Source organism: Shewanella hanedai, assembly GCF_007197645.1.
In the GTDB taxonomy this organism is placed as follows: domain Bacteria; phylum Pseudomonadota; class Gammaproteobacteria; order Enterobacterales; family Shewanellaceae; genus Shewanella; species Shewanella hanedai.
The window spans coordinates 25,015-49,108 of the sequence record NZ_VKGK01000001.1 but is presented as its reverse complement, the minus strand read 5'-3'; the positions used below and the strand labels follow the sequence as shown (position 1 = coordinate 49,108).

The following is a 24,094-nucleotide window of genomic DNA, read 5'->3' as shown; positions in this document are numbered from 1 at the left end:
GCACGCAGTGCCATAATAGCAGGGCGAAGCTTCTGCTATCTTTTATCTAATTTCGTCGAAAAAGCAGTCAAGTGTCGACATCTTCGTCAACTTCTGGTGAAATCAGACTATTATTTTTATCAGTGCCTTAATGCACTATTCATCAATACTCTCAAAGGATTTTGATATGAGTAGCAAAGCAAAAATTCTATTGGTCAACGGCCCTAACTTGAACCTTTTAGGGCGTCGTGAACCGGGACATTACGGGCACCATACGTTAGACAGTATTGTTCAGAGTATGAAAAATGTGGCCAATAGTGCCAATGTTGAACTGGATCATATTCAATCCAATGCAGAGCATGAATTGATTGATGCCATTCACAATACAGATGCTAATTTTATCATTATCAATCCTGCTGCTTTTACTCATACTAGCGTTGCCTTAAGAGATGCTATTTTAGGTGTGGCGATCCCCTTTATCGAAGTTCATCTATCCAATGTTCATGCCCGAGAGCCTTTTCGTCATCACTCCTACTTCTCGGATAAAGCCATTGGTGTTATCTGTGGCTTAGGTGCCGATGGGTACCAATTTGCCCTCAAGTCAGCCATCAATCGCTTACAAGATACGCCTACATAGCTCGTTGTAACGATTAACCTAACAATGAATGCCAACGCCTAATTGGAATGACCATGGACATTAGAAAAATAAAAAAGCTGATCGAGTTAGTACAAGAATCAGGTATCGCTGAGCTAGAGGTCACCGAGGGTGAAGAGTCCGTAAGAATTTGCCAGTACGCTCCCCATCACAACCCGGAGCAGCCAAGTCAGCAAGTCTATTCTGCGTCTCCCTCTCAAGCGGTGAACACGGCGACAAACGCGACTGACAGTCCGTTAAAGACAGACGATATTGCCGACTTTGACGAAGAGAACACGGTTATCTCACCAATGGTGGGTACCTTCTACCTCTCCCCCTCACCTGACGCTGAACCCTTGTGTGAAGTTGGCCAACGAGTCGAGCAAGGCGATGTGGTCTGCATTATCGAAGCCATGAAGATGATGAACCAGATAGAAGCGGTACGCTCAGGTATCATCAGCAAAATTCTTGTTGAGAACGGTGATGGTGTTGAGTTCGATCAAGCCCTGATTGTTATCGAAGATTGAAGATTTGATAGCCTGTGATGAGTCAAAGAGATAAGCGTGTTTAGCCCACTTTTAAAGGGAATTAAGATCGATGAAGCAGCCAGTAATACGTCCTCTGAAGCGCATTTTGATTGCAAATCGCGGCGAGATAGCCTTAAGGATAATGCGCGCCTGTCATTCGCTAGGCATCGAGACGGTCACGGTTCATTCCACTGCGGATAGGGAGCTGCTTCATCTAAGATACGCAGATAAAACCGTCTGCATTGGCAAACATTCACCTCACGATAGCTATCTCAATATCCCTGCCATCATCAGTGCGGCATCGCAAACGGGTGTCGATGCCATCCACCCAGGCTATGGTTTTTTGTCCGAAAATGCCGATTTTGCAGAACAAGTTAAGCGTTGCGGCTTTACCTTTATCGGTCCCAATGCCGATGTGATACGCCTGATGGGAGACAAGGTCTCAGCCATAAGCGCAATGAAAAAAGCAGGCGTGCCCACCGTTCCCGGATCTGATGGCATGCTGACTCAAAATCATCAACTGAATCAAGCAATAGCCGAGCGTATCGGCTACCCGGTGATCATTAAGGCTACCGCAGGTGGCGGTGGACGAGGCATGCGAGTCGTACACCATGAAGATGAACTGCTATCGGCTATCGAACTCACCCAAGCCGAAGCCAAAGCCGCGTTTGCTAATGGCGATGTATATATGGAGAAATACCTTCAAAAGCCTCGCCATATCGAAATCCAAATACTCTCTGACGGACAAGGAAATGCGATACACCTTGGAGAGCGTGATTGTTCGATGCAGCGCAGACATCAAAAAGTCGTAGAGGAAGCACCCGCATTAGGGATAGATAGCCTCACCCGCAACCAGATAGGCTCACAGTGCGCCGACGCTTGTGTTGAGATAGGTTATCGCGGCGCTGGTACTTTCGAATTTCTCTTTGAAGAGGGTGAGTTTTATTTTATCGAGATGAATACTCGTATTCAGGTTGAGCACCCCATCACCGAGATGGTCACCAACGTCGACCTTATTCAAGCCCAACTTGAGATAGCAGCGGGTAAACCGCTCACTATCAAGCAGCAAGATGTTCAGCTTTGCGGCCACAGCATAGAGTGCCGCATCAATGCCGAAGACCCCAATACCTTCATCCCATCCCCCGGAACTATCACCACCTTTCATGCCCCCGGCGGCATCGGCGTACGTTGGGACTCTCACCTCTATGCTGGTTACACAGTCCCGCCCTATTACGACTCAATGATAGGCAAACTGATCACTTGGGGCACGACACGAGATGCAGCCATCGCCCGCATGCAAACTGCCCTCAACGAAATCATCATCGAAGGCATAGCAACCAATATCCCACTGTTACAACAGATACTAAAAGATGAAGGATTTTCAGAGGGTGGACAGTCGATACATTATCTTGAGGAGAAGATTTTAGGCAAGAAGGAGAGTTTATAGAACGGGCTTCACCCTGCTAGGACTACTCTCTTGAGTACGGAACCCTTCGCTTACGGGATAGCCTATGGCTACAGGAACGCTTTGCTTACGGGTCAAGCAGAGATGTATATGCGATTCAAGCCTTATTCTATTGTAGGTCGGCATTTATGCCGTCAGGTTTGTATATACGATATAAGTTATTGATGGGCTAAAGCCCAACCTACTAAGTAAGCACAGAAGAGCTGAAGATTTCCAAAGGCTTTTAGCCGTTGATTTTCTCCGTGGTTCTCCTTGTCCTCTGTGGTGGATAGCTTTTATGAGGGCTTAAGAGCATCAAGGATATTGAGCCAAACTTGGCTCACAAGATGAGCTGTAACTATCAAGTTCAATCAGGCCTTGGAGTATGATGCCGTGATACTTGGCTTTGATTAATTGGTAATCCATGGCAGGGGCAAAATAGTAAGTGACGTCTTCAGCCCCTGTTTGTACAACAGGAATTAAGGTTAACTCGCCCCATGGCTCTATGACTGCAGTTTGTACATCTTCAACGTAGAACTGATAAGGCTCTATCGCATCTGACGCTTGCCTGATTAAGGCGAATTGTTGGCGTCCTTGCAGCAAGTATTCACGAATTTGAATTGCCAAAGTGTCCACATCTCGCAAAGGGATCTGCTTCGATGTGTAAGTGTCGATATCACCATCAATATCAACCCGTGACTCGAGGCCATGATTGGCAAAAGTCACCTCCATGTCTCTCGAGCGAAATCCGGTCACTTTTTGATGAAAGGTGTCGGTTAGCCATTCATTGCGGGCATTTGACCAAGATAACTCTGCACGCTGCTGATAATGAGTACCTATACCTAAAATACTGGCTTCACTGGTTGAGGTGACGACCGCAGTCTTTCCCTGCCATGTCTCAGTTCTGTTCATGGTGCCCACATTTATGCCACTGAGATAAATGGCATAATTCGAGGTGCGGCTGCACTGTGTTATCTCATTTTCTTGCTGATGCTCTTCTTGTTCACTTGCAGAAACTACATTAGTAAATGCCAGTGGCGCTAACATCAGCAAGAAAGTGAACGCATTAGCACTGAAGCAGGTCGGTGTCATGCTAGAAAACTTCATTCACATTTAGGTAGAAATTGGTTTCATTTTCACCCACACCAACGTCTAGGCGAAGATTGATATTGTCTTTAATTTTAAAACGAAATCCAGTGCCATAAGAGGTTAATAACTCCTCCGTCAGATCACCTATCTTAGGCGCTACGCTACCTGCTGCGCCCCAAAAGACCATGCCATAGCGTTGGAATATAGGTAAGCGATACTCAACTTGCCCCATCATCATCTGCTCATCACGGTAACGCCCTTTGATGTATCCGCGCATGGCATTAGAGCCACCAAGATCAGGCAGTAAATTCCAAGGCACATCGCCATCGGTAAAATGACCTTGTACTTGCCACGCAATAAGTCCTGGCGCTGAACTTAGTCCAGAGACAGAACTCAGGTCAATATAGTTGGCAAGCTCAACATCGTAGGTCGAAAATGATGAGTATTCATTGTTTTGATATAAACCTGCATCAATTTGAAATAACCAACCTTTGGTGGCATTCAAGCGGTAATCTCGTGAATCGTAGATACTGGTCACCACGACACCTGAGCTCACGTTGTTAGGTAAGATATCGGTTGAGTCCACAGGAACTTCGGTTTCTGCTAACTGAAATTGGTCTGCACTGGCGTAGATAAAGTTAGCACCGACACCAATGAAATAGTTATCCGCAACTTCTGTCATCCAACGTGGCTTGAAGCTGTATAACTGCTCTTCAAACTCATGGTGATTACTGTCCAAATCGCCTTGTGCTATGCCTTGGCCGTAATAAACCGACGCTTCATTATGCAGCTCTAGCTCCAGCAATAATCGCTGCTTACCTTGGTTAAAAAACGTCATATTTTCAACTTCAACGCCATAGGAGTTGTTCATCGATACAAACGAATTTAACACTAATGATGATGGCTGCTCTTCACTCGATGCATTGTCGGTTTTATATAACCCTACCATCAAAAGACCCACGCCAAACTTTTTCTCTGGTGTGTAATATGCGGTTGGCAGATAACTCATATCAATGGCTTTGCTTTCATCAAACTCACCATCGGCACCAAAGACTGACAAAATGTCATCAACCCATGTTGGTTCCATATTTTCTGGTGTTTCAAACAGAGGTTCTACAGCGAGAGCCGCGTTAGAAAAAGCGCATAAAGTTAACAGTAAAATCCGTTTCATAAAGACTCTAATCAATGATGAGGAATAAGGGAGACGCTAAGCGGTCTATCTAGCAGCCATTTGACTTGCCGCGGGCATTTTAACATGACATCGATCATGAACAATTAATTTGTTTAATTTAGTAAAAAACACGCATGTGTAGGACTTGGCAGAAAGGGAATTAATTAAGAACTAAGCGGAGAGATAGGGGAAGAGGTCCCCCTATCTAGATAAAGGTGACTACCTCATTACCGCTTCTAGTCTTAGACCATCAGGATCGGCAATATCATCGCTAGGTACCCAGGGCGCAAGGCATTGAGTATTCTCGGCATCAGCAATACAGCTGTCGGTTAGACTATGTAGAAATGAGATTAATTGACCAATCTCTTCATCATTAAGTTCTTTATCCTGCAAAATCCCTTCTACGCCAGCATTGCGGTCGGCATTAAGCTTATGCAGTGCCGCTAAGGTATTATTCAACATCTCTTGAGTTTGCACGCCAACCTGCTCAATATTCGCTGCGATGTCATAGTTATAAACGGCATCACTGGCATTCAGATGATGCCTGACAGTCGCCTCCAGCGAGAGATAACCACCAGCATGGCCATAAGGCCCCATCTTGGCGATGTTCAATAGGCTTGGTGTACGAAAGGCAAATTTGTCACTTTCAAGCTGGGTCACTTTAAAGCGGCCAAAATCATTACTGCCACTCTCGCCATCTCCTTTACCACGACCAACCTGTACCATAGCGATATTGTGGTACTGCTCATCGGTGAAAAAATCCCCCTTGTGACAACTCGCACAATTTGCGCCGCCCTCCTCTTTAGATTTAAAGAATAACAGGGCTCCCTGTTTACTGGCGAGATCAATGGCATTGTCATCCCCCTCTACAAATGCTTTCCAGGGACTATTAACAAAAACCTGAGAGCGCTCATACTCGCCAATCGCAGTAAACATATTAGTTTGGGTGATAAGACTTTCTGCGGTTCCATCAGGCTGCTGCAACCCTAACTGAAACGCTGCTAGCCACTCATTAGTGACAAGCTCATCGGTTTCTCCTCGCAAACGCTCAACCAGATATTGACGGATCTGTTCATTATCATATTCCTGAAAGTGATGGCCTTTCATCTCTTCACTAGAGGTCACAGGAAACATAGCTTGCGTTGCGGTAAGGTTAATAGTCCCCTCATCAGGCGTGGTTCTGTCCGGCGAATCCGGTGACACAATGCTGGTGCCTTCACCGTTCATGTTTTCAGTGCCTTGCATGCTTTCAAGCCGGCCATCATGAAATATCGCTTTATCCCACAGCGCAATATTAAAGGTGGTGGGCGCATTTCTTGGCACCGTGGGACCACCATCGTAATCATGTCCCGATGAGCTATGCTCTCGACCTGGGCCTAATAGCAAGGGAGCAACAGCTTCAACCCCAATGGAGAGCGCTAGATTATCACCGCCTCCCATCTCAGGATGGTGACAACTGACACAAGCCGTATCCATGTCACCACTCAATGCCTGACTGTAAAAAAGCTGCATACCTAGCACAGCAAGCGGACTACTAGCATCTGGCACAATTCTATTCAAACTGGGATCGCCACTCAGTGACTGTTGTGTTATTTCTTCTCTTAGCGCACTCGTCACAGCCGCTTGCTCTGCTGCGGCATCAGCCTGACTATCGTTATTGTTATCCGAACACGCGCTCAATAACGCACTGGTACTGAGTACAAACAGTAAATAATTAACTCTCATAGTATCCCTACAGTGTTGCATTCCTTGGTTTATTAAACTTAGTGAGTAGTGGAAGAATTTGCCACCTAAGCACTTTTACGCATTGGTTCTCCATTTAGATATTTAGCCACATCCACATTATTTATCTGCGCTTCATCGAGGAATTTATGGGCATATTCGAGATAGATCCCGCTCGATAAAAACAGCTTAAATAAGTCCATATCTAAGTGTTCATCCAGTGCCATCTTGTAAAGTATATCGATAGCCACACTGAGAGGCTTCGCCTTTTTGTAGGGTCTGTCGGCTGCGGTCAAGGCTTCAAAAATATCTGCCACAACAAGAATTCGTTCTGGGATCGATAAATCTTTAGCGCTCAATTTTCGAGGGTAACCAGTGCCTTTTAAGGTCTCGTGATGAGTAGAAGCATAGCGAGGCACGCGAGCTAACTCTGGCGGAAAAGGAAGATTTTCCAGCATTTTTATCGTGCTGGTGACATGTTCATTAATTTTAAATCTGTCTTCTGCTGTCAGGGTTCCCCTAGAGATCGAGAGGTTATAAAGCTCACCTAAGTTATATTGATGCTCAGGGATATCCATCTTAATACCAAATTTAGGGTCAAACTCCACCTTGTTAGCACGCTTAATGACATGCTCGCTTTTATCTCTTAGTAGCGCTTCTGTAACAGGGTAACTTACCTTAGTATCTTGCTGACTTAAGTTGAGTTCTTCGACAGGTGAAAGCCCTAGTCTGTCGTCGAAATGACGCTCCCAAGTGATGGCGGCAAGCTCAGCGAGTCGCTCCTTATCCGCCTGATCCATAAACTCACCGCCAACATTCGCGTTGGCGATAAATTCAAAGTTCTGACGCAATTGATTCTGTTTATGTACCAACTCCGCCAACTGCAGCTCACTCGGCTCTGATCCTGAAGCGGCTCTTTTTAGGTGATCAATTTCGGCATCACGCCATAACACTTCAAAACGCATGCGAACTTCGTGAATACGGTTATAAACCGCTTCGAGTTTAGTGCCTTTATCGACAATGTATTCTGGCGTGGTGATCTTGCCACAATCGTGCAACCAAGCCGCAATTCTGAACTCTCGATGTTCATCATCTGAGTTAAATTTAAAGTCTTTAAAGGGAGTCAGTTCAGATTGTTGAGCCGCCTCCGCTAGCATCAATCCAAGTTCAGGCACACGATTACAGTGTCCAGCGGTATAAGGGGATTTATCATCAATGGCTTGGGCTATTAGTTTGATGAATGACTCCATCAAGGCCTTTTGATTCTCTTCATAGAGTTGAATGGAGCGAGACATATCCATCATAGAGTTCGCCAATTCATCCAGCTCAGAGATATTGGAGTCTACATTTTTCACCTCATCATATTGACGATTTTTTATCTTTTCATTCTCAATCGCCAATAACTTAATCGGTCGGATAATTGGCGATGAGAACAACCAAGAAATGGGAAGAATAAACAACAAACATAAACTGGTAAATAGAATAGATTGCTGCACTTTATCGATGCTGGTTGCCAGTAACTTCTCCATCGGGACGACAATGGCAAAGTACTCTTGGTTTCCGGATAATGTGTCACCAAACGGAGTGACGTAGATAAACTCTTCAACGCCATTTAACTCACGACGAATTAATGTTTTTTGATCTTTTGGCTCATTGGCCATGTCGATCAACACCTCAAAGGGAACCGTTCCTTGAGTCGACAGTATCTTCTTCTCCCCTTCACCAAACCACTTCACTCTTAAAGCTTGAGTTTGCTCAGGGCTTATATTGGCGAGTGCTAGGTTGAACACCTCGATAATATCAGCCTCCTGACTCGGCATAACAATATGCAAACCGGTGTCCACTGCGACAGGAGAAAAATCAAGTTGCTCATGATATTGGAGCTCCTCAACAAAAAATTGCTTTGCTGTGTAGTGCAATATAATGCTGCTATCCAGAGCAGCAAACACCTCACCCTGCTCCACCGCATGTAATATTGCATAGGTCGAAGGCAACTCAACGATCTCTATCTGAGGGTAGTGTTGTCTAATCACTTCGATGATGGACCAGCCTGTCGGGATCGCCACCTGCTTGCCTTGCAACTGCTTGATATGATCGATTTGCGGCGTCCCTTCTTGGGTAACGACTGCAAAAGGAAGCTCAAGAAACGGCTGACTAAATTCACCTAATAGACTTGTTTCATCGGTTTTAATCACAGAGTGAAGCAGGTCTAACTCTTTCGCTTTATAATTTTCCGTCAATTCACTCCAGCTAAAGCCATTGATATAGCGCAATCGTAATCCGGTCATCTCTGAGACTAAATGAAGCAGATCGATACTGTAACCTTGAGGCATTCCAGATATGGCAAAGTCGATGGGCGCCCAATCCGTTTCATTAGACACTGACAGTGGTTCTGTCATTGCCACCAGCTCGCGCTGTTTTGCACTCAACACTAGCTTGTTAGAGGCTGGTATTTCAATGGTGCTTGTTTGCACTTGATTCGATGCAATCAGCTCACCACTTTGTTTATAAAGGTAGATCTTCTTCTCTGCGAGGCCATTCTCATCTTCCCCCTGCATCACGAGGAAATCAGATACCGTTGAAAGCGCGATATCCAATGCCAGTACAGCACCAGATTCTGCCAACTTTATCGAGTAGGTTTGACCAGGGGACTGCAGATGCTGGAATAAGTAAGGTTCTGTTTTAGATACGGTCTCACTATTTGAATTAACAAACCATGGCCTTACACGCGCATCAAAATCGCTGAGTTCACTGCGTGTGACACGCAGGTTAAAGTCCTCATCTAAATAAGACTGCTCTCGCTGTCGAAGCGCTCCTTCACCACTAATACTGATGATCACCCAGCGATCTAAATGGGATGCATCAAGCTGGGTTCGGATAATTGGATGAGCCTCAAGGTTAATCAATTCATAAAAATCACCGTTGGGCATACCGATATAGATGGCGTAGAACAGTGAATTGGTTCGCATCACTTGAGCAAAGGCTTGTTGTGCCTCAGAGTTAAAAGCCCCATCAACCACGAGATCATCAAAGTTTGAGAGCAGCTGAGTGGTATTAATAGCCCGCTTATCAACTTGGGTGAGGTAGTTGCTGGTGTTTTTAGCGGTTAGGTTGTAAAGCTTTACTGCTGATTCGGTGGCCATGGCTGTACTAAAATAATATTGCAAACCGATGGCGATGGAAGCGGTCACTACGGTGGCTAAAATAAAGATCCCCACCACAGTGAAACGAATAGTAAATCGCTTATTACTGACTTTAGTCGCAGCGCTCATAGCATCCCTACTTTGTCATTCAATCCCTGAAAGGAACATTTTATAACAGGTTGGCAACAAGTCAACCTAGACCAATAGCCTAAAGTTAAAAAATAACTAACTAAATCATGCTAATATAGATATATACCTTCTATCCCACCTCTCGGAGTTAACACAGCCATATAATTGGAACACCTCATCTAAAAAATCAATTTATACTTTTTCATCGTTTTTATTAGTTAGTATCAACTTAAATATTGACTAATATCGACCTCATCAATTTGAGAAGCATCAAGAAACTTATTCGCATATTCAAGGTAAATACCGGTTGAAAGGAAGAACCTGAACAGCTCAATATCGAGATGTTCATCCAATGCCATCTTATGCAAAATATCCACCGCAACACTGATAGGTTTAGCCTTTTTATAGGGTCTATCGACTGCCGTTAATGCTTCAAAAATATCAGCGATGACAAGAATTCGCTCCGGTATCGAAAGATCATCACCGGTGAGTTTTCTAGGATAACCAGTTCCCTTAAGAGTCTCATGGTGAGTCGATGCATATCGAGGAACTCGCGCAAGTTCGGGAGGAAAAGGCAAACTCTCCAGCATTTTAATGGTGCTGATGATGTGCTCATTAATCTTATACCTATCTTCAGCGGTTAACGTGCCTCTGGATATCGACAAGTTATACAGCTCACCTAGATTGTATTGATGTTCTGGGATCTCCATCTTGATACCAAACTTAGGATCAAACTCCACCTTTTTGAGACGTTTGACAATATGCTCAGGCTTGTCTCGTAACAGCTGTTCGGTGACCGGATAGCTGACTTCCGTCGTTGGCTCGTTAAAGCGAAGCTCCTCGAAGGGTGATAGCCCGAGTCTATCGTCAAAATGACGCTTCCACGTCACATTAGCAAGTAAAGCTAAACGGTCCTTATGCTCTTGACTCATAAACTCACCACCAATATTGGCATTGGCAATAAACTCAAAATCCAGTTTAAGCTGCACATACTTCGCGTTCAATTGCTCACGTAACACATCTTCACTTTCTGGCGAGTCAGCTAACAAGGTTAAATAGCTGATCTCTGCATCGCGCCACAACACCTCAAATCGCATGCGGATCTCATGGATACGGTTATAATTTGCTTCAAGCTTGGTTCCCTTATCCACAATATGCTCAGGGGTAGTAATTTTGCCACAGTCATGTAGCCAAGCAGCGATTCTAAATTCTCTATGTTCATCTTCATTCTTAAAACTGAACGATTTAAAAGGGCCACTATTTGCTTTATGGGCCGCATTTGCCAGCATCAAGCCAAGTTCAGGAACGCGATTACAGTGCCCTGCCGTATAGGGGGATTTATCATCCACTGCCTGTGCAATTAACCTAATTATCGCCTCAATTAATGCCTTTTGAGATGCTTCATACTCTTTATGAGCTTCTGCCATCTCCAACATGGAGTCAGAGAGTTCATCCAACTCTTTAATTCGGGTACTCACTTTGATCACTGAATCATAATCGCGAAGCTTTATCTTCACATTCTCATGGCACAATAGATTGATAGGTTTGATGATAGGATTTGAAAATACCCAAGCAATAGGCAAAAACGTCAACATGCACACTGCGGTGATAAAGATTGAGGTCAACACTTTATGCGTACTGGGAGCTAAAATAATCTCGCTGGGCACCACAATCCCAAGCATAGACTGGCCACTCGCAAATGCTGTGACATACACAAATTGCTCAATTCCGTTAATCATCAGCTTATGTAATTTATTGTGCTGCTGACTGTCTGCCCCGATATCGATTAGGGCTTTATAGGGAACCACTCCCATTGTTTTCATCGGTTGGCGAAGTGAGCTGCTATCAATCCATTTCAACTTTAAGGCCTTTTTCTGCTCAGGCGTGATATTGGCTAATGCCAAATTAATGATCTCGATTAGCGGCTTATGTTTCGCTAAGATTCTCAGCCCATTGGGGATGCTGTAGGGGGAAAAGGACAAGTCATCATGGAACATCAAATTTTCAATAAAGAATTGCCGTGCTGTATAGCGTAAGTTTATCCCAGTATCTAATGCTGCCATCACCTCCCCTCGCCTCACTGCATTAAAGCACTCATGAGTAGAAGCATATTCAACGAACTCTATATCGGGGAAATAATGTTTAATATACTTAATAATCAGCCAATCAACTGGCACTGCAATCTTATGTCCTTCAAGCTCTGAGATGTGTGTAATCGGTTGTAATCCTTCTACGGTAACCACAGAATAGGACAAGGTAAGAAATGGCTCACTAAACACGCCAAGATCTCGATTTTCGTCAGTCATAATGACTGATTGCAGCAGCTCTATCTTTCCCGTTTTATAGGCATCTACCAGCCCCTTCCAACTCAAGCCGTTGACATAGGAAAAATGTAAATTTGTCATCTGAGAGATAAGCTCCATCACGTCAACCGCGTAGCCGTGGGGTTGGCCTGATATTGCAAAATCTATTGGCGGCCAATCGGTCTCATTTGAGACCCTCAATAGCAATGAGTTATCAACAAAAGCATGCTGGGCTTGGGATAATGCCAGTGGGGATGATTGAGGAATTTTGATCTGATCTGACTTTTTCTGGTTAGACGAAATAATCTCACCGGAAGGCTTATATACGTACACTTCATTTGCTGATCCCCCACTGATATTCTGGCCAACCGCACTGAGGTATTTAGAAAAAGTCTCGAGGGTAATATCCATTCCCAAAACAGCACCTGAAGCATCAGGCAGTTGGATAGAGTAGGTCTTACCAGGTGATTGAATCGAGTCAAATAAATAAGGCTGAGTTCTGGAAACATTCCCTATATCAGCATTAATAAACCAAGGCCTTACTCTAGGATCATAAACAGTGACCTCCTCTTTGACGATCCGTTCTTGAAGCTCATCATTAAGGTAGATAAATTGCCTTATTCGATGTTCACCTTTACCAGTAATAAATGAAAATAGCCATCGATCAGAGGGAATTGAAAAGGATTTTACTCTCGAAGGAGGAAAAACATCAAGATTGATTAACTGATAGAAATCACCGTTAGGTAAACCCACATTAACGCCAAAATATATAGGATTACTCCGCATGAGTTCGGCAAACGTATATAGTGCCTTACGGTTAAAATGATCATCTTCAATTAACTGATCTAAACCTGAAAGCAGTTTAGTGATATTCACAGCTTCAGTATCGAGTTGAGACAAATACTGACTCATATGTTTTGCATCGAGGTCAAAATGTTTAAGTGCGGATTCCGTTGCCATGGATTGACTGAAGTAATATTGAAGGCTGATGGCAATAGTTGAAGTTAACACAGTGGCAAAGATAAAAATGCTGACCACAGTAAAACGTATTGAGACCCGCTTATTCTCGTACTCCACAACAGAAAACATCTTATCTCCCTATAAACCCAACTCCTCGAAGGCTAACTAGTCTATAAAATAACCAACCCAAGTCAACGAATAAACCCAGTATAAAAAACTAATTCCACATTAAAAATAAGGATTTAATACTTATGTCGATGTAGTTTAAGGGGAATTCGAAGCTTGAGGAGTCACCATTAAAGACAAATATATTCCGCGTAGATTTTTAATGATGAAATGAAGCTAAAAATGGGCGCTAACTAAGGGGATTCTTTCTGGTTTGTTTTTAAAGTACTACCCAAAAAATTCATCGTCGCAGGAATAACTGAGAGACATTGAATATCACTCTGAAGCTCATCAAACCATGCAGATTAGTACAGATGAAAATGCTCTCTTCATCATGTTCGACGAAGTAAATCCCACTAATGTATTACAAATCACCTTGCTAAGCGTAATATAAGTACGTCATTTAATGATCTTGCTTATATTTCAAGTACAATTATCACGCTAATGAAGAAATACAACAACATAATAAGCGACAAGCGCGGCTATCGACAATTGCGTGATTGATAACACTTTTCTTTTTAAGAAAGCCTTATATACTAGCTACAACTACCTAATAGTGCCTTATTCGGCACATTATTGATTTCAGGAGTATGACTATGGAATACAACACCTCAGAACTTTGTGACACCTACATCGACCAAGTTGATGTTGTCGAACCTATGTTCAGTAACTATGGTGGTTGTAACTCTTTTGGTGGCTCAATCAGCACGATTAAGTGTTTTGAAGACAACGGTCTAATTATCGAGGCACTACAACTGCCTGGTGAAGGTAGAGTACTCCTTGTCGATGGTGGCGGCTCATTACGACGCGCCCTTATTGATGCATCTATTGCACAGGTAGCTGTTGATAATAAATGGGAAGGGATCATTGTGTACGGCTCTGTAAGAGACGTTGATTCATTGGAAGAGCTTGATATTGGCATTCAAGCCATGGCGTCCATTCCTGTTGGAGCAGACAGTAATTCCGTTGGTGAACTTGAGATCCCAGTAAATTTTGGTGGGGTGACTTTCTTACCGCTGGATCATGTTTACGCTGACAACACAGGCATCATCCTGTCGCCAGAGCCATTAGATATCGATTAGTATCTGAAACAATGCTCAATAAAAGGGCGAAGAGATAAACATCTCATCGCCCTATTTCTATTTCTATTTCTATTTCTATTTCTATTTCTATTTCTATTTAAGATGTTGACTCAAAAACTTGTCGAAAGCATTCAGAGTATCAAGTCTATTTTGCTCTATCTCTAAGTAATGATTACCATTTTCAAGCTCAAGGTATTCTACTTGCTTATCAAAACCTTCAAGTTCATCAAACATTTCACGGCTATGATAGACATCCACAACACGGTCTTTATCATCATACAAAACAAACCTTAGCACCTCACCTTGCCTCATACAATTAGCAACTCAAAGTAGACTAGAACACTATTTTATTGATAACCGCTAACACATTAAGCCACAATATAAGCATACGCATCAGAATAAGAACAAAACCAATATGCAGTACTTACTCCCCTTCACCCAGCTACGATGTCAACAACTGGTCACCCCAAGAGCTGGCGAAACCAAGTTGGCTCAGACCGTATTGACCCATAACCCAAACATCAGCTTAGAAGAGACGCTTAACACCGCTAAAAATAACCAGATTCGTTTTGTGATCATGGGGATTGGTGAAGATATTGGCCCTCGTGCTAACTTAGGTCGTGGTGGGGCAACCGATGCATTCGAGTCCGCCATGGCGCAGTTTCTTAACCTACAATCAAACCGTTTTTTTAACGGCAAGCAATGCTTAGTTTTGGGTCAAATTAAGACCGATGACCTTCAGTTACCAGAAGACGCATCAGCTGATGCCTTAAGAGCCAATGTTGAAACTCTGGATAAGCGGGTTATTGAAATTACAGCACAAGTCATGGCGGCCGGCCTTGAGCCAATAGTGATTGGTGGCGGCCACAATAATGCTTATGGTCTGTTGATGGCTGCAAAGCAGATTTATCATAAACAGATAGCAGCGGTTAATTTAGATCCGCACAGTGATTTTCGCCCTCGAGAAGGCCGTCACAGTGGCAATGGCTTCAGCTATGCAGCTGCCAGCGGCGCACTCGGTTACTACCATGTATTGGGGATGCATGAACTGAAAAACAGTGAAGAAACACTGTCTCAGTTAAGCGCGTTTGGGGGTCATTGGCATACCCTTCAATCTATCTGGGTACGCCGTGAAATAAGTTTAACGTCAGCCTTAGATGACATCGTGACTAAGCTCAATAGCAGCCAGTTGCCAGTTGCCCTTGAACTGGATCTCGACTCGATCACCAATATGCCAAGTAGCGCGTCAACAGCTGCGGGGATCCCTCTGCTTGATGCTTTACATTATGTGCACACCATCGCGAAAAATACCCCTTGTACTTACCTGCACCTTGCAGAAGCCGCACCTAGTTGCCATGTAGCAGGAATTAGTGCTGGTTATCGCGAAACAGGACAAAGTATCAGCGAACTTATTTATGCATATATTCAAGGAAGAAACCAAGCTCAGCAGATTAGTTAACCTGAACTCGGGATAATGAGTGTTCAGACGTTCTGAAGTATCTTCTTAAATCATTAGCTTAATCATTTTGTATTTCTCATATATCTGACAGTTTTGCTCGATGCCAAAATTATTGTCGATATCAAGGCGATGTTTCGTACGTAATAGCTGGCTATTACTAGAAAGATCAACACAGATAGGGGCAATAATAGGGGTATTGAGCGGCACAGCTTATCCCGAGTTCAGGTTAGTTACCCTGTTCAGCGTGACTGATTTACTTGGCTATTCTACGTAAGCGTTGAAACTCGCTTATTAAAGTAGTTTGGGTATAATGCTCAGGCTGCGATGCGAAACTCTGCGCTAGCGCTCATTTTCAACAAATCTAGGTGCAGATAACTCACCTAGCTCACACTGTAATTGATGAGTGATATTGCAACATGATTGAATGACTTAAACTCATTATTATTTTTTAAGTAAATAGGAAGACATAGATGTCAGAGGGCACACCAAACAGTACCCATTTCGGTTACAAAACAGTTGAAAGCGATCAAAAGGCCGATTTGGTTGCTGATGTTTTTCATTCTGTCGCAGCCAAATATGACATCATGAATGATGTCATGTCCTTCGGCATCCACCGCATGTGGAAACGCTTCACTATCGAAAGTGCAGGTGCTCGTCCAGGCATGAAAGTACTGGATCTTGCCGGGGGTACAGGTGACTTGACTGCAAAATTCTCTCACCTAGTCGGTGACAGAGGCCAAGTAACACTTGCGGATATCAATGATTCTATGCTGAAAGTGGGTCGTGAGAAGCTCAGAAATAAAGGTATTGTCGGTAACGTTAACTACGTACAGGCAAACGCTGAAGCTTTACCATTTCCTGACAATCATTTCGATATTATTACTATCGCTTTTGGCTTAAGAAATGTCACCGACAAAGATGCGGCTATTAGTTCTATGTTGCGAGTACTAAAGCCGGGTGGAAAACTGCTTATTCTTGAGTTCTCCAAACCACAGCACGACATTATGCGTAAAGTCTACGATCTATATAGCTTTAAGATATTGCCTAAAATGGGTTCATTAATCACCCAAGATGCTGACAGCTATGAATACTTAGCTGAGTCGATTCGTATGCATCCAGATCAAGAGACTTTAAAAGGTATGATGGTCGACGCAGGCTTTGAGCAAGTAGAATACACCAATATGACCGATGGTATTGTTGCGCTACATAAGGGCTATAAATTTTAGTTGAGAAAGTCATGAAACGTGAATTAGCTTTGCTACTCAGTGCAGGTCTGGAAACGGCTTTACGGCAAGTTTTAGCCCAATCCCCCGATGAATACGCAAAGCTGCGTTCACTTCATGGAAAAGTGCTCTGTATCCAGTTGAGTCAGCTCAGCTGGCCTATCTATCTTGTATTTGCACAAGAAATACAAGTATTAAGCCGATATGAAGGCGAAGTAACAACGAAAGTTAATGCCGACATAACTACGCTCTACCAACTTACCGAAGGTGCCAATCTCACTGAACTCATTAAACACGATAAGCTCAGTTTAGAGGGCGATCTCAATCTGCTCCAAACCTTTAGCCATTTCCTGCAAAAAGTCGAATTTGATTTCGCTGAGCCTATCTCCAAATATTTAGGTGATGCGCCGACCCATATGCTGGTAAAAGGAATGGAGCAGGCGAAAAAAGATATCAGCAACGTATTTCGTAAAAGTCGCAGCCATATCGGGCAATTGACCACTGAAGAGTATAAATTGGCGCCTCATCAAATAGAATTTATCTATTTAGGTGATAGAATCGATGATCTTGTGGTTGACATCGACGCCATAGAAAAACGAATTAATGACTTACAAACTAGGACTAAAGCTAAAACATGACCGTCTCCAGTATCAAGCGTGCTTATCAGGTTATCAGAACCGCCCTTCACTATGGGTTAGATGAGTTAATTCCCTCTAAAATCACGCCATGGTACTTCAGACTTCTACGCTGCAGCCTATTTTGGATTAGAAACAAACACAAAGATAAAGTGGGTGGCGAGCGTCTAAAACTTGCCATGCAAGAGCTGGGGCCTGTATACATTAAATTTGGTCAAATGCTATCGACGCGTCGTGATCTACTCAATGACGAGTGGGCCGAAGAGTTAGCCATGCTACAAGATCGCGTGCCTCCCTTTGACTCAGAAGTAGCCATAGAGATGATAGAGGCTGAGCTGGGAACCTCTATCGATACGTATTTCGATGACTTTGATAGAGTTCCACTCGCATCAGCTTCAATTTCACAAGTGCATACCGCCACACTCAAATCCAATGGCAAAGCCGTGGTGCTTAAAGTACTGAGGCCCAATGTTGAAGCTCAGGTTAATGCCGACATTCTGCTGATGTCACAAGTGGCTAACTTCATGGAAACCATTCTAGGCCACGGTAATCGCCTGCGCCCTGCTGAAGTGGTTGAAGATTATCGCACTACCATTGAAGGTGAACTCAATCTTAAGCTCGAAGCCCTCAACGCCGTCAAGTTGAGAAATAACTTTTTAGACTCAGGCTCACTTTACATCCCTTATATGTATGAAGAGCTGTGCTTTACTCGCTTGATCGTTATGGAGCGGATCTACGGTATTTCAGTGTCTGATATGGCAGCCTTAAAGGCACAAGGCACTAACCTCAAGATATTGGCAGAAAGAGGCGTAGAACTATTTTTCACTCAGGTGTTCAGAGATAACTTTTTTCATGCGGATATGCACCCTGGCAACATTTTTGTCAGTCGAGAGCACCCGGAGGATCCTCATTATATCGGTTTAGATTGCGGCATTATGGGCACGCTAACCGATGAAGATAAACGCTATTTAGCCGAAAATTTCCTCGCCTTTTTCAATCGTGACTACCATCGTATTGCTCAGTTATACATAGAATCAGGTTGGGTATCACCAGATACTGATGTCGCAGCATTCGAGCAAGCAGTCAAAGTCGTTTGCGAGCCCATGTTCAACAAGCCGTTGGATGAGATTTCATTCGGACACGTACTACTCGAACTATTCCGCACCGCCAGACGTTTCGATATGGTCGTACAACCACAATTGGTACTATTAGAAAAAACCTTACTCTACATCGAAGGGTTAGGTCGTCAACTATACCCCCAACTCGATCTGTGGCAGACAGCCAAACCTTTCCTTGAGGAGTGGATGTCACAACAAGTGGGTCCAAAAGGGATGGCGAGCAAGATCAAAAAAGAGTTTCCTTACTGGGCTGATAAGTTACCAGAGCTTCCGGAGCTAGTTTATGACAACCTAAAAATGGGTAAAAACTTCGTCAAATCTCAGAATCAAATGCTAGATCGCTATATCAAATTGCAGCAGAAAGCCCATAAAAGTAACTATCTTTTAATTACTGCAGCTATTTTAGTGATCTGTGGCACGATTTTGTTCAACCAAGACTCTACACTATGGGCGTCTTATGGCAGTATCGCTGCAGGCACAGTAATCTGGTTTATTGGTTGGCGATCTAGACCAAAAAACCGCAAACTTTAGCTAGCACTAATAAACGATAAGTTCATAATAGAACTATTTACTGATTTACTTATATATTTACGAGGAAAAATTCATGGGTAACATGGGCATTTGGCAACTTCTGATCATCGCTGTGATCGTAATATTATTATTTGGTACCAAAAAGTTACGTTCACTTGGTGGTGACTTAGGTGGGGCAGTAAAAGGTTTCAAAAACGCCATGTCTTCTGAAGAAGAGAAGAAAGCACTTGAAGAGACTGCTGCTGAAAAAACGGCTCCTAGCGTAGAGAAGACAGCTCCAAACGCAGAGAAAAAAACAGAGTCCAAGGATAAAGAACAGGTATAACTCCTTATGTTCGACGGTATTGGCTTTATGGAACTGCTGTTGATCGGTATTTTAGGGCTAGTAGTACTAGGCCCTGAAAGACTCCCGGTTGCAGTACGCTCAATCACAGGTTGGATCCGAGCCATGAAACGTATGGCTAATTCAGTAAAAGATGAGCTTGAACAGGAACTCAAAATTGAGCAACTGCATTCAGACTTAAAAAATGCTGAGAATCTTGGCCTTAAAAATCTATCACCTGAATTGCAAGATTCAATTGATCAGTTAAAAGAAGCAGCTCAGTCTGTCAATCGACCTTATAAAGTAGAAGAAACGCCTCCGGCCAGCAATTCTGCGCCAACGGATAGCACTCCTTTAGAGGCTCCAACTGCTGAGGTTAACGCTAACTCAGACAAATCGAACAGGTAGTCCATGTCTCAACAGCAGCCTCTAATTAGTCATTTACTTGAACTACGCACCAGATTACTCCACGCTGTCGGGAGTGTACTGTTAGTTTTTGCCTGCATAGCGTATTGGGCAAATGATATTTACCACTATGTGGCGACACCATTAATGGATGTGATGCCCGAAGCCAGCAGCATGATCGCAACCGACGTTGCCGCTCCTTTCTTCGCGCCATTTAAACTGACACTGGTTCTCGCATTTTTCATTGCGATTCCCTATGTGCTTTACCAAATCTGGTCGTTTATCGCACCCGGTCTATATAAGCATGAAAAGCGACTCATGATGCCGCTGCTCGCGAGTAGCACGTTGTTGTTTTATCTAGGTATCGCATTTGCTTACTATGTTGTCTTCCCTGTCGTATTTGGATTCTTTACCAGTGTCGCCCCAGAAGGCGTACAGGTTGCGACCGACATCACGAGCTACCTTAGTTTCATTTTAAAGTTGTTCTTTGCCTTTGGTTTAGCCTTTGAGATCCCGATTGCAGTCGTTTTACTCTGTTGGGCTGGCGTGACTACCCCCGAAGAGCTGAAAGCTAAACGTCCGTACATTGTCGTTGGAGCGTTCGTAATAGGCATGTTACTCACTCCACCAGATATCATTTCTCAGACAATGTTAGCCGTACCTATGCTGATATTATTTGAAGGGGGATTGATTGCTGCTCGTTTCTACAGTAAAAAGGATGACGAAGAAGACGATGAGCAAGAAAAACAGGATGAACCTGGCCAGGAAGCTAAATAAGCACGATTAATTAGCTAAACATGGCGCGCTCAATATCATAAAGGAAAATATTCATGCGCAAACTTTGGATCACTGCAGCCGCTATGTTGATATCGGCTAATGCCACCGCTGGCATAACACAAGAATTATCCGCTTGCGCATCGATAACAGACGAGCTCAATAGGCTTACCTGTTTTGATGCCTTAGCACAAACAGTGAAAACACAAGCCCCAATCACTCCGGCTGTAGTCGCTACTGCGACAGTGGCCGCTAAGCCAGTTTCCGCAAACGTAGAAGAGGAATTTGGCAACCTAAGAAAAGCCAAGGCCGACGCCATTGACAAGATCTATCTAGAGATTGCTTCTATCACTAAAGATCCCTATGGCGCACTGAAAATCACCTTTACCAATGGCCAAATCTGGAAACAAACTGACGGACGTCGTTACAAGCTAAAGGTGGATCAAACTGTCTTTATCGAAAAAGCAGCACTGGGCTCTTTCGTCTTAGGTTCTGATGACCGTAATACAACGATTCGAGTTAAACGTCTAAAGTAATGTCTAAATACATAGACATCGCTGTCAACCTTATTGGCGGCGCCCTCGAAAAAAATAGAGATGACATCATTCAACGAGCGGTGGCCCAAGGGGTTTCACCGCTTATTGTTATTGGCAGTAATTTAGCCGAAAGCGAGCTGGCAATAGCGTGCAGTGTCGAATACCCTCAACATTTGTATTGTACCGCCGGAACACACCCACATCACGCCAGTGAATGGGATCAGGCAAGTACTGATAAACTGCGATTACTCGCAGCGTCGCCTAAAGTGGTCGCCATCGGCGAGTGTGGGCTAGATTACAATCGCGACTTTTCTCCTCGCCCAAAACAAAGAGATGCATTTGAAGCCCAATTAGACTTAGCGATTGAGCTGCAACTCCCGGTTTTAATGCACGAGCGTGATGCCCATGACGACTTCTTGTCTATCGTTAAAGAGAGGCGCAGCGAACTATGTGGTGCGCTGCTGCATTGCTTCACCGGCAATAGAGAAAGTATGGAAGCTTACCTCGAACTCGACCTGCATTTAGGGATCACCGGTTGGGTTTGCGATGAACGCAGAGGAGCTGAGCTGGCTGAACTTGTTTGTGATATCCCTGATAATCGAATACTGATTGAAACCGATAGCCCATATCTATTACCAAGAAGCATGAGACCTAAGCCTAAATCCAGCAAAAATGAACCTCAGTACCTGCCTTATATCGCGCAATATATTGCAACACTAAGAGATCAAGACCCAGCTGATTTTGCTGAAAAAGCTTACAGAAACAGTATTGATTTTTTTAGGTTATGAATCATAAATGAAGCTGATTAATTTAGTTTTACTTACCCTTACTCTGGTTTTATGTACTCAGGCTAAATCTGAAACTTTACTTGCCCTTAGTGAAGGTTCAGAGACCCCACTAGAAATATCCTCTTGGCTGTATTATTCATTTGCAGCGGATGACGAAACGATAGAGCAAGTCAAAAACTTCAGCTCAACACGTTGGCAGCGATTACCTAGTGATGAATACAATCAAATAGACTTAGATCCGTTTTGGATTAAATTTAGTCTCTATAATGCCGATCCTGTTGTTATCAACAGGCTATTATCACTGGGAAACCCCCATATTGATAAGCTGGATCTCTATCATTTTATTCACGGGCAATTAATCGATCACACGGAGATGGGGGATCGATTACTCTTCACTCAACGTCCTTTGATCAATAACTTGTTTGTCTATCCATTTAAACTGGCACCGGATGTAGTGCACACCTTTTACATTAAAATTAATTCTGAGGGTAATTCCAACTTACCGTTAACCCTATGGTCCCCGAAAGCATTTACTCAATACACAGAGTCAAACTCACTCTCTAGTGGTTTTCAACTTGGTGCGCTGGCCGCAATTGGTTTTTTCAGCCTCTGTATTGCGATTACTTCTCGCTCATATAGCTATACATACTATGCAGGTTATGTGTTATCGGTGACCTTACTGGTTGCGACTTTGCAGGGTTATGCATTTCAATTTCTTTGGCCTAAATGGCCAATGATGCAGAACTTTATGATGACTGCGCTCGTGCCGTTAACCATGTTTTTTGCGCTGCTGTTCACCGAAAAAGTCCTGCTGTTAAAATATCACAGCATGACCATGCTCAAACTATGCCGATATAGTGCGCTCTATGCATTATTGCTTCTGCTTATCACCCCGCTATTGGAATACTCGCTAGCACTGTACATCAACATTATTTCAGTTCTCTTTGTAACCGCCATGTTGATGGTCATCGCTTCCATACATGCCTTCAGAGGCCATAAGTTAGCAAAACTTTATACCTTAGCGTGGAGCGGTATGCTGGTTGGGTCATTTATCACTGGAACCTTGTACCTCGGATGGATCACTCTGCCAATAACCCATCTCACCCCGTTTATGATTGGCCTCACATTTGAGGTTATCTTCATGGCTAGCATTCTCGCAATTCGGTATAACGATGAACGAAAAGCCAAGCAATCCTCACAGCAGGAAGCCTTATTACAATCGCAAAAGCTCCGTAAAACCAAAGAAGAAGCCTTGCTCATCGAAGCCAATAGCAATGAAAAGCTTGAGCAGATGGTGCAAGAACGCACTTTAGAACTAGAAATAGCCCTGAGAGAACTCAACGATGCAAATCAAAAACTCACAGAGCAAGCAACAACCGACAGTTTAACAGGGGTAAAAAACCGAGCAGCTTTCGATAAGCGTCTGTTGGCCGAAGGAAGATTAAGTCGACGACAACAGACACCTATGGCGGTTTTAATGCTTGATATCGACCGTTTTAAATCGATCAATGATAGCTATGGCCATTTAGCAGGCGATCAAACCCTGCGACTTATCGCTCAGACATTGAAAGAGAAATTAAAACGACCAGCGGATCTGGTGTCACGTTTTGGCGGTGAAGAGTTTGCTATTATACTGCCAAACACAGATGAACCTGGTGCGGAACGAGTTGCAGAACTGATTAGGAAAACCATTGATGATTTACCTATCAGCTGGAAAGATATCGATATCCCTTTAACCATCAGTATTGGTGTCAGTTCAGAGATCATACAGTCTGAAGCTCAACCAACCAGATTATTAGAACAAGCCGATAAAGCACTTTATCGTGCAAAAAATGATGGGCGTAACCGAGTGATGGTTTATACCCCAGAGTCTCAATAAGAGATAAACAACACCCACAGCCTGAGTATCAGCCAGCATATGGCCAGGTTGACATTTTATGGGTTAAGCAGGAGTC

Annotated in this window: 20 protein-coding genes; 14 read left to right on the top strand and 6 right to left on the bottom strand. The window is 43.6% G+C overall.

From position 1 onward, the window contains the following. Nucleotides 1-166 precede the first annotated feature (166 nt). From aroQ to accC, 3 genes are all read left to right on the top strand, one after another. Complete coding sequence (aroQ, locus tag FN961_RS00185; RefSeq protein WP_143562535.1) at nt 167-616, top strand: type II 3-dehydroquinate dehydratase; 450 nt, start codon at nt 167-169, stop codon at nt 614-616. A 53-nt stretch (nt 617-669) separates the two neighbouring features. Then, nucleotides 670-1,140, top strand: a complete 471-nt coding sequence (accB, locus tag FN961_RS00180; RefSeq protein WP_143562534.1) for an acetyl-CoA carboxylase biotin carboxyl carrier protein — start codon at nt 670-672, stop codon at nt 1,138-1,140. Nucleotides 1,141-1,210: 70 nt separating this feature from the next. After that, on the top strand, nt 1,211-2,587 hold the full coding sequence (accC, locus tag FN961_RS00175; RefSeq protein WP_143562533.1) for an acetyl-CoA carboxylase biotin carboxylase subunit: 1,377 nt from the start codon (nt 1,211-1,213) through the stop codon (nt 2,585-2,587). Nucleotides 2,588-2,899: 312 nt separating this feature from the next. Here accC and FN961_RS00170 read toward each other — a convergent pair whose 3' ends face one another. The 5 genes from FN961_RS00170 to FN961_RS00150 form a co-directional block, all read right to left on the bottom strand. Then, a complete protein-coding gene (locus FN961_RS00170) occupies nt 2,900-3,631 on the bottom strand; it encodes a hypothetical protein (RefSeq protein ID WP_373293440.1) in 732 nt (243 codons plus the stop codon). A gap of 46 nt (nt 3,632-3,677) precedes the next feature. Continuing rightward, entirely contained in the window at nt 3,678-4,844 is a 1,167-nt protein-coding gene (locus tag FN961_RS00165) for a BamA/TamA family outer membrane protein (RefSeq protein WP_143562532.1), read from the bottom strand. 219 nt (nt 4,845-5,063) lie between these two features. Further along, nucleotides 5,064-6,569, bottom strand: a complete 1,506-nt coding sequence (locus FN961_RS00160) for a cytochrome-c peroxidase (protein ID WP_143562531.1) — start codon at nt 6,567-6,569, stop codon at nt 5,064-5,066. A gap of 65 nt (nt 6,570-6,634) precedes the next feature. Next, nucleotides 6,635-9,838, bottom strand: a complete 3,204-nt coding sequence (locus FN961_RS00155) for an HD domain-containing phosphohydrolase (RefSeq protein ID WP_143562530.1) — start codon at nt 9,836-9,838, stop codon at nt 6,635-6,637. A gap of 224 nt (nt 9,839-10,062) precedes the next feature. Next, complete coding sequence (locus FN961_RS00150; protein WP_143562529.1) at nt 10,063-13,230, bottom strand: HD domain-containing phosphohydrolase; 3,168 nt, start codon at nt 13,228-13,230, stop codon at nt 10,063-10,065. Between the two features lie 632 nt (nt 13,231-13,862). On the opposite strand from FN961_RS00150, the gene rraA reads away from it, so the two are divergent. Then, nucleotides 13,863-14,348, top strand: coding sequence for a ribonuclease E activity regulator RraA (gene rraA / locus FN961_RS00145; RefSeq protein WP_143562528.1), 486 nt, complete (start codon nt 13,863-13,865; stop codon nt 14,346-14,348). A gap of 93 nt (nt 14,349-14,441) precedes the next feature. Here rraA and FN961_RS00140 read toward each other — a convergent pair whose 3' ends face one another. Then, on the bottom strand, nt 14,442-14,645 hold the full coding sequence (locus FN961_RS00140) for an alpha/beta hydrolase family protein (protein WP_143562527.1): 204 nt from the start codon (nt 14,643-14,645) through the stop codon (nt 14,442-14,444). A 118-nt stretch (nt 14,646-14,763) separates the two neighbouring features. Between FN961_RS00140 and FN961_RS00135 the strand changes: the two genes are divergently transcribed. The 10 genes from FN961_RS00135 to FN961_RS00090 all read left to right on the top strand — a co-directional run bounded on the left by FN961_RS00135 (nt 14,764) and on the right by FN961_RS00090 (nt 24,018). Continuing rightward, nucleotides 14,764-15,807 carry a formimidoylglutamase gene (locus FN961_RS00135; protein WP_143562526.1) on the top strand — a complete coding sequence of 348 codons (1,044 nt, stop codon included), beginning with the start codon at nt 14,764-14,766 and terminating at the stop codon, nt 15,805-15,807. 470 nt (nt 15,808-16,277) lie between these two features. Further along, a complete protein-coding gene (gene ubiE, locus FN961_RS00130) occupies nt 16,278-17,033 on the top strand; it encodes a bifunctional demethylmenaquinone methyltransferase/2-methoxy-6-polyprenyl-1,4-benzoquinol methylase UbiE (protein ID WP_143562525.1) in 756 nt (251 codons plus the stop codon). A gap of 11 nt (nt 17,034-17,044) precedes the next feature. Beyond that, nucleotides 17,045-17,668: a ubiquinone biosynthesis accessory factor UbiJ gene (locus tag FN961_RS00125; RefSeq protein ID WP_143562524.1), complete on the top strand. Its 624-nt coding sequence runs from the start codon at nt 17,045-17,047 to the stop codon at nt 17,666-17,668. Next, a complete protein-coding gene (gene ubiB / locus FN961_RS00120; protein ID WP_143562523.1) occupies nt 17,665-19,314 on the top strand; it encodes a ubiquinone biosynthesis regulatory protein kinase UbiB in 1,650 nt (549 codons plus the stop codon). The genes FN961_RS00125 and ubiB overlap by 4 nt, the downstream gene beginning before the upstream one ends. Before the next feature lie 73 nt (nt 19,315-19,387). After that, nucleotides 19,388-19,639: a twin-arginine translocase TatA/TatE family subunit gene (gene tatA, locus FN961_RS00115; RefSeq protein WP_143562522.1), complete on the top strand. Its 252-nt coding sequence runs from the start codon at nt 19,388-19,390 to the stop codon at nt 19,637-19,639. 6 nt (nt 19,640-19,645) lie between these two features. Then, nucleotides 19,646-20,044, top strand: coding sequence for a Sec-independent protein translocase protein TatB (gene tatB / locus FN961_RS00110; protein WP_143562521.1), 399 nt, complete (start codon nt 19,646-19,648; stop codon nt 20,042-20,044). A gap of 3 nt (nt 20,045-20,047) precedes the next feature. Then, nucleotides 20,048-20,818, top strand: a complete 771-nt coding sequence (gene tatC, locus FN961_RS00105; protein ID WP_143562520.1) for a twin-arginine translocase subunit TatC — start codon at nt 20,048-20,050, stop codon at nt 20,816-20,818. Nucleotides 20,819-20,871: 53 nt separating this feature from the next. Beyond that, the gene (locus tag FN961_RS00100) at nt 20,872-21,351 is read left to right on the top strand and encodes a hypothetical protein (protein WP_143562519.1); all 480 of its coding nucleotides are present in this window, start codon (nt 20,872-20,874) and stop codon (nt 21,349-21,351) included. Then, entirely contained in the window at nt 21,351-22,139 is a 789-nt protein-coding gene (locus tag FN961_RS00095) for a TatD family hydrolase (RefSeq protein WP_143562518.1), read from the top strand. The genes FN961_RS00100 and FN961_RS00095 overlap by 1 nt, the downstream gene beginning before the upstream one ends. Nucleotides 22,140-22,146: 7 nt before the next feature. Next, a complete protein-coding gene (locus FN961_RS00090; protein WP_143562517.1) occupies nt 22,147-24,018 on the top strand; it encodes a sensor domain-containing diguanylate cyclase in 1,872 nt (623 codons plus the stop codon). Nucleotides 24,019-24,094 lie beyond the last annotated feature (76 nt).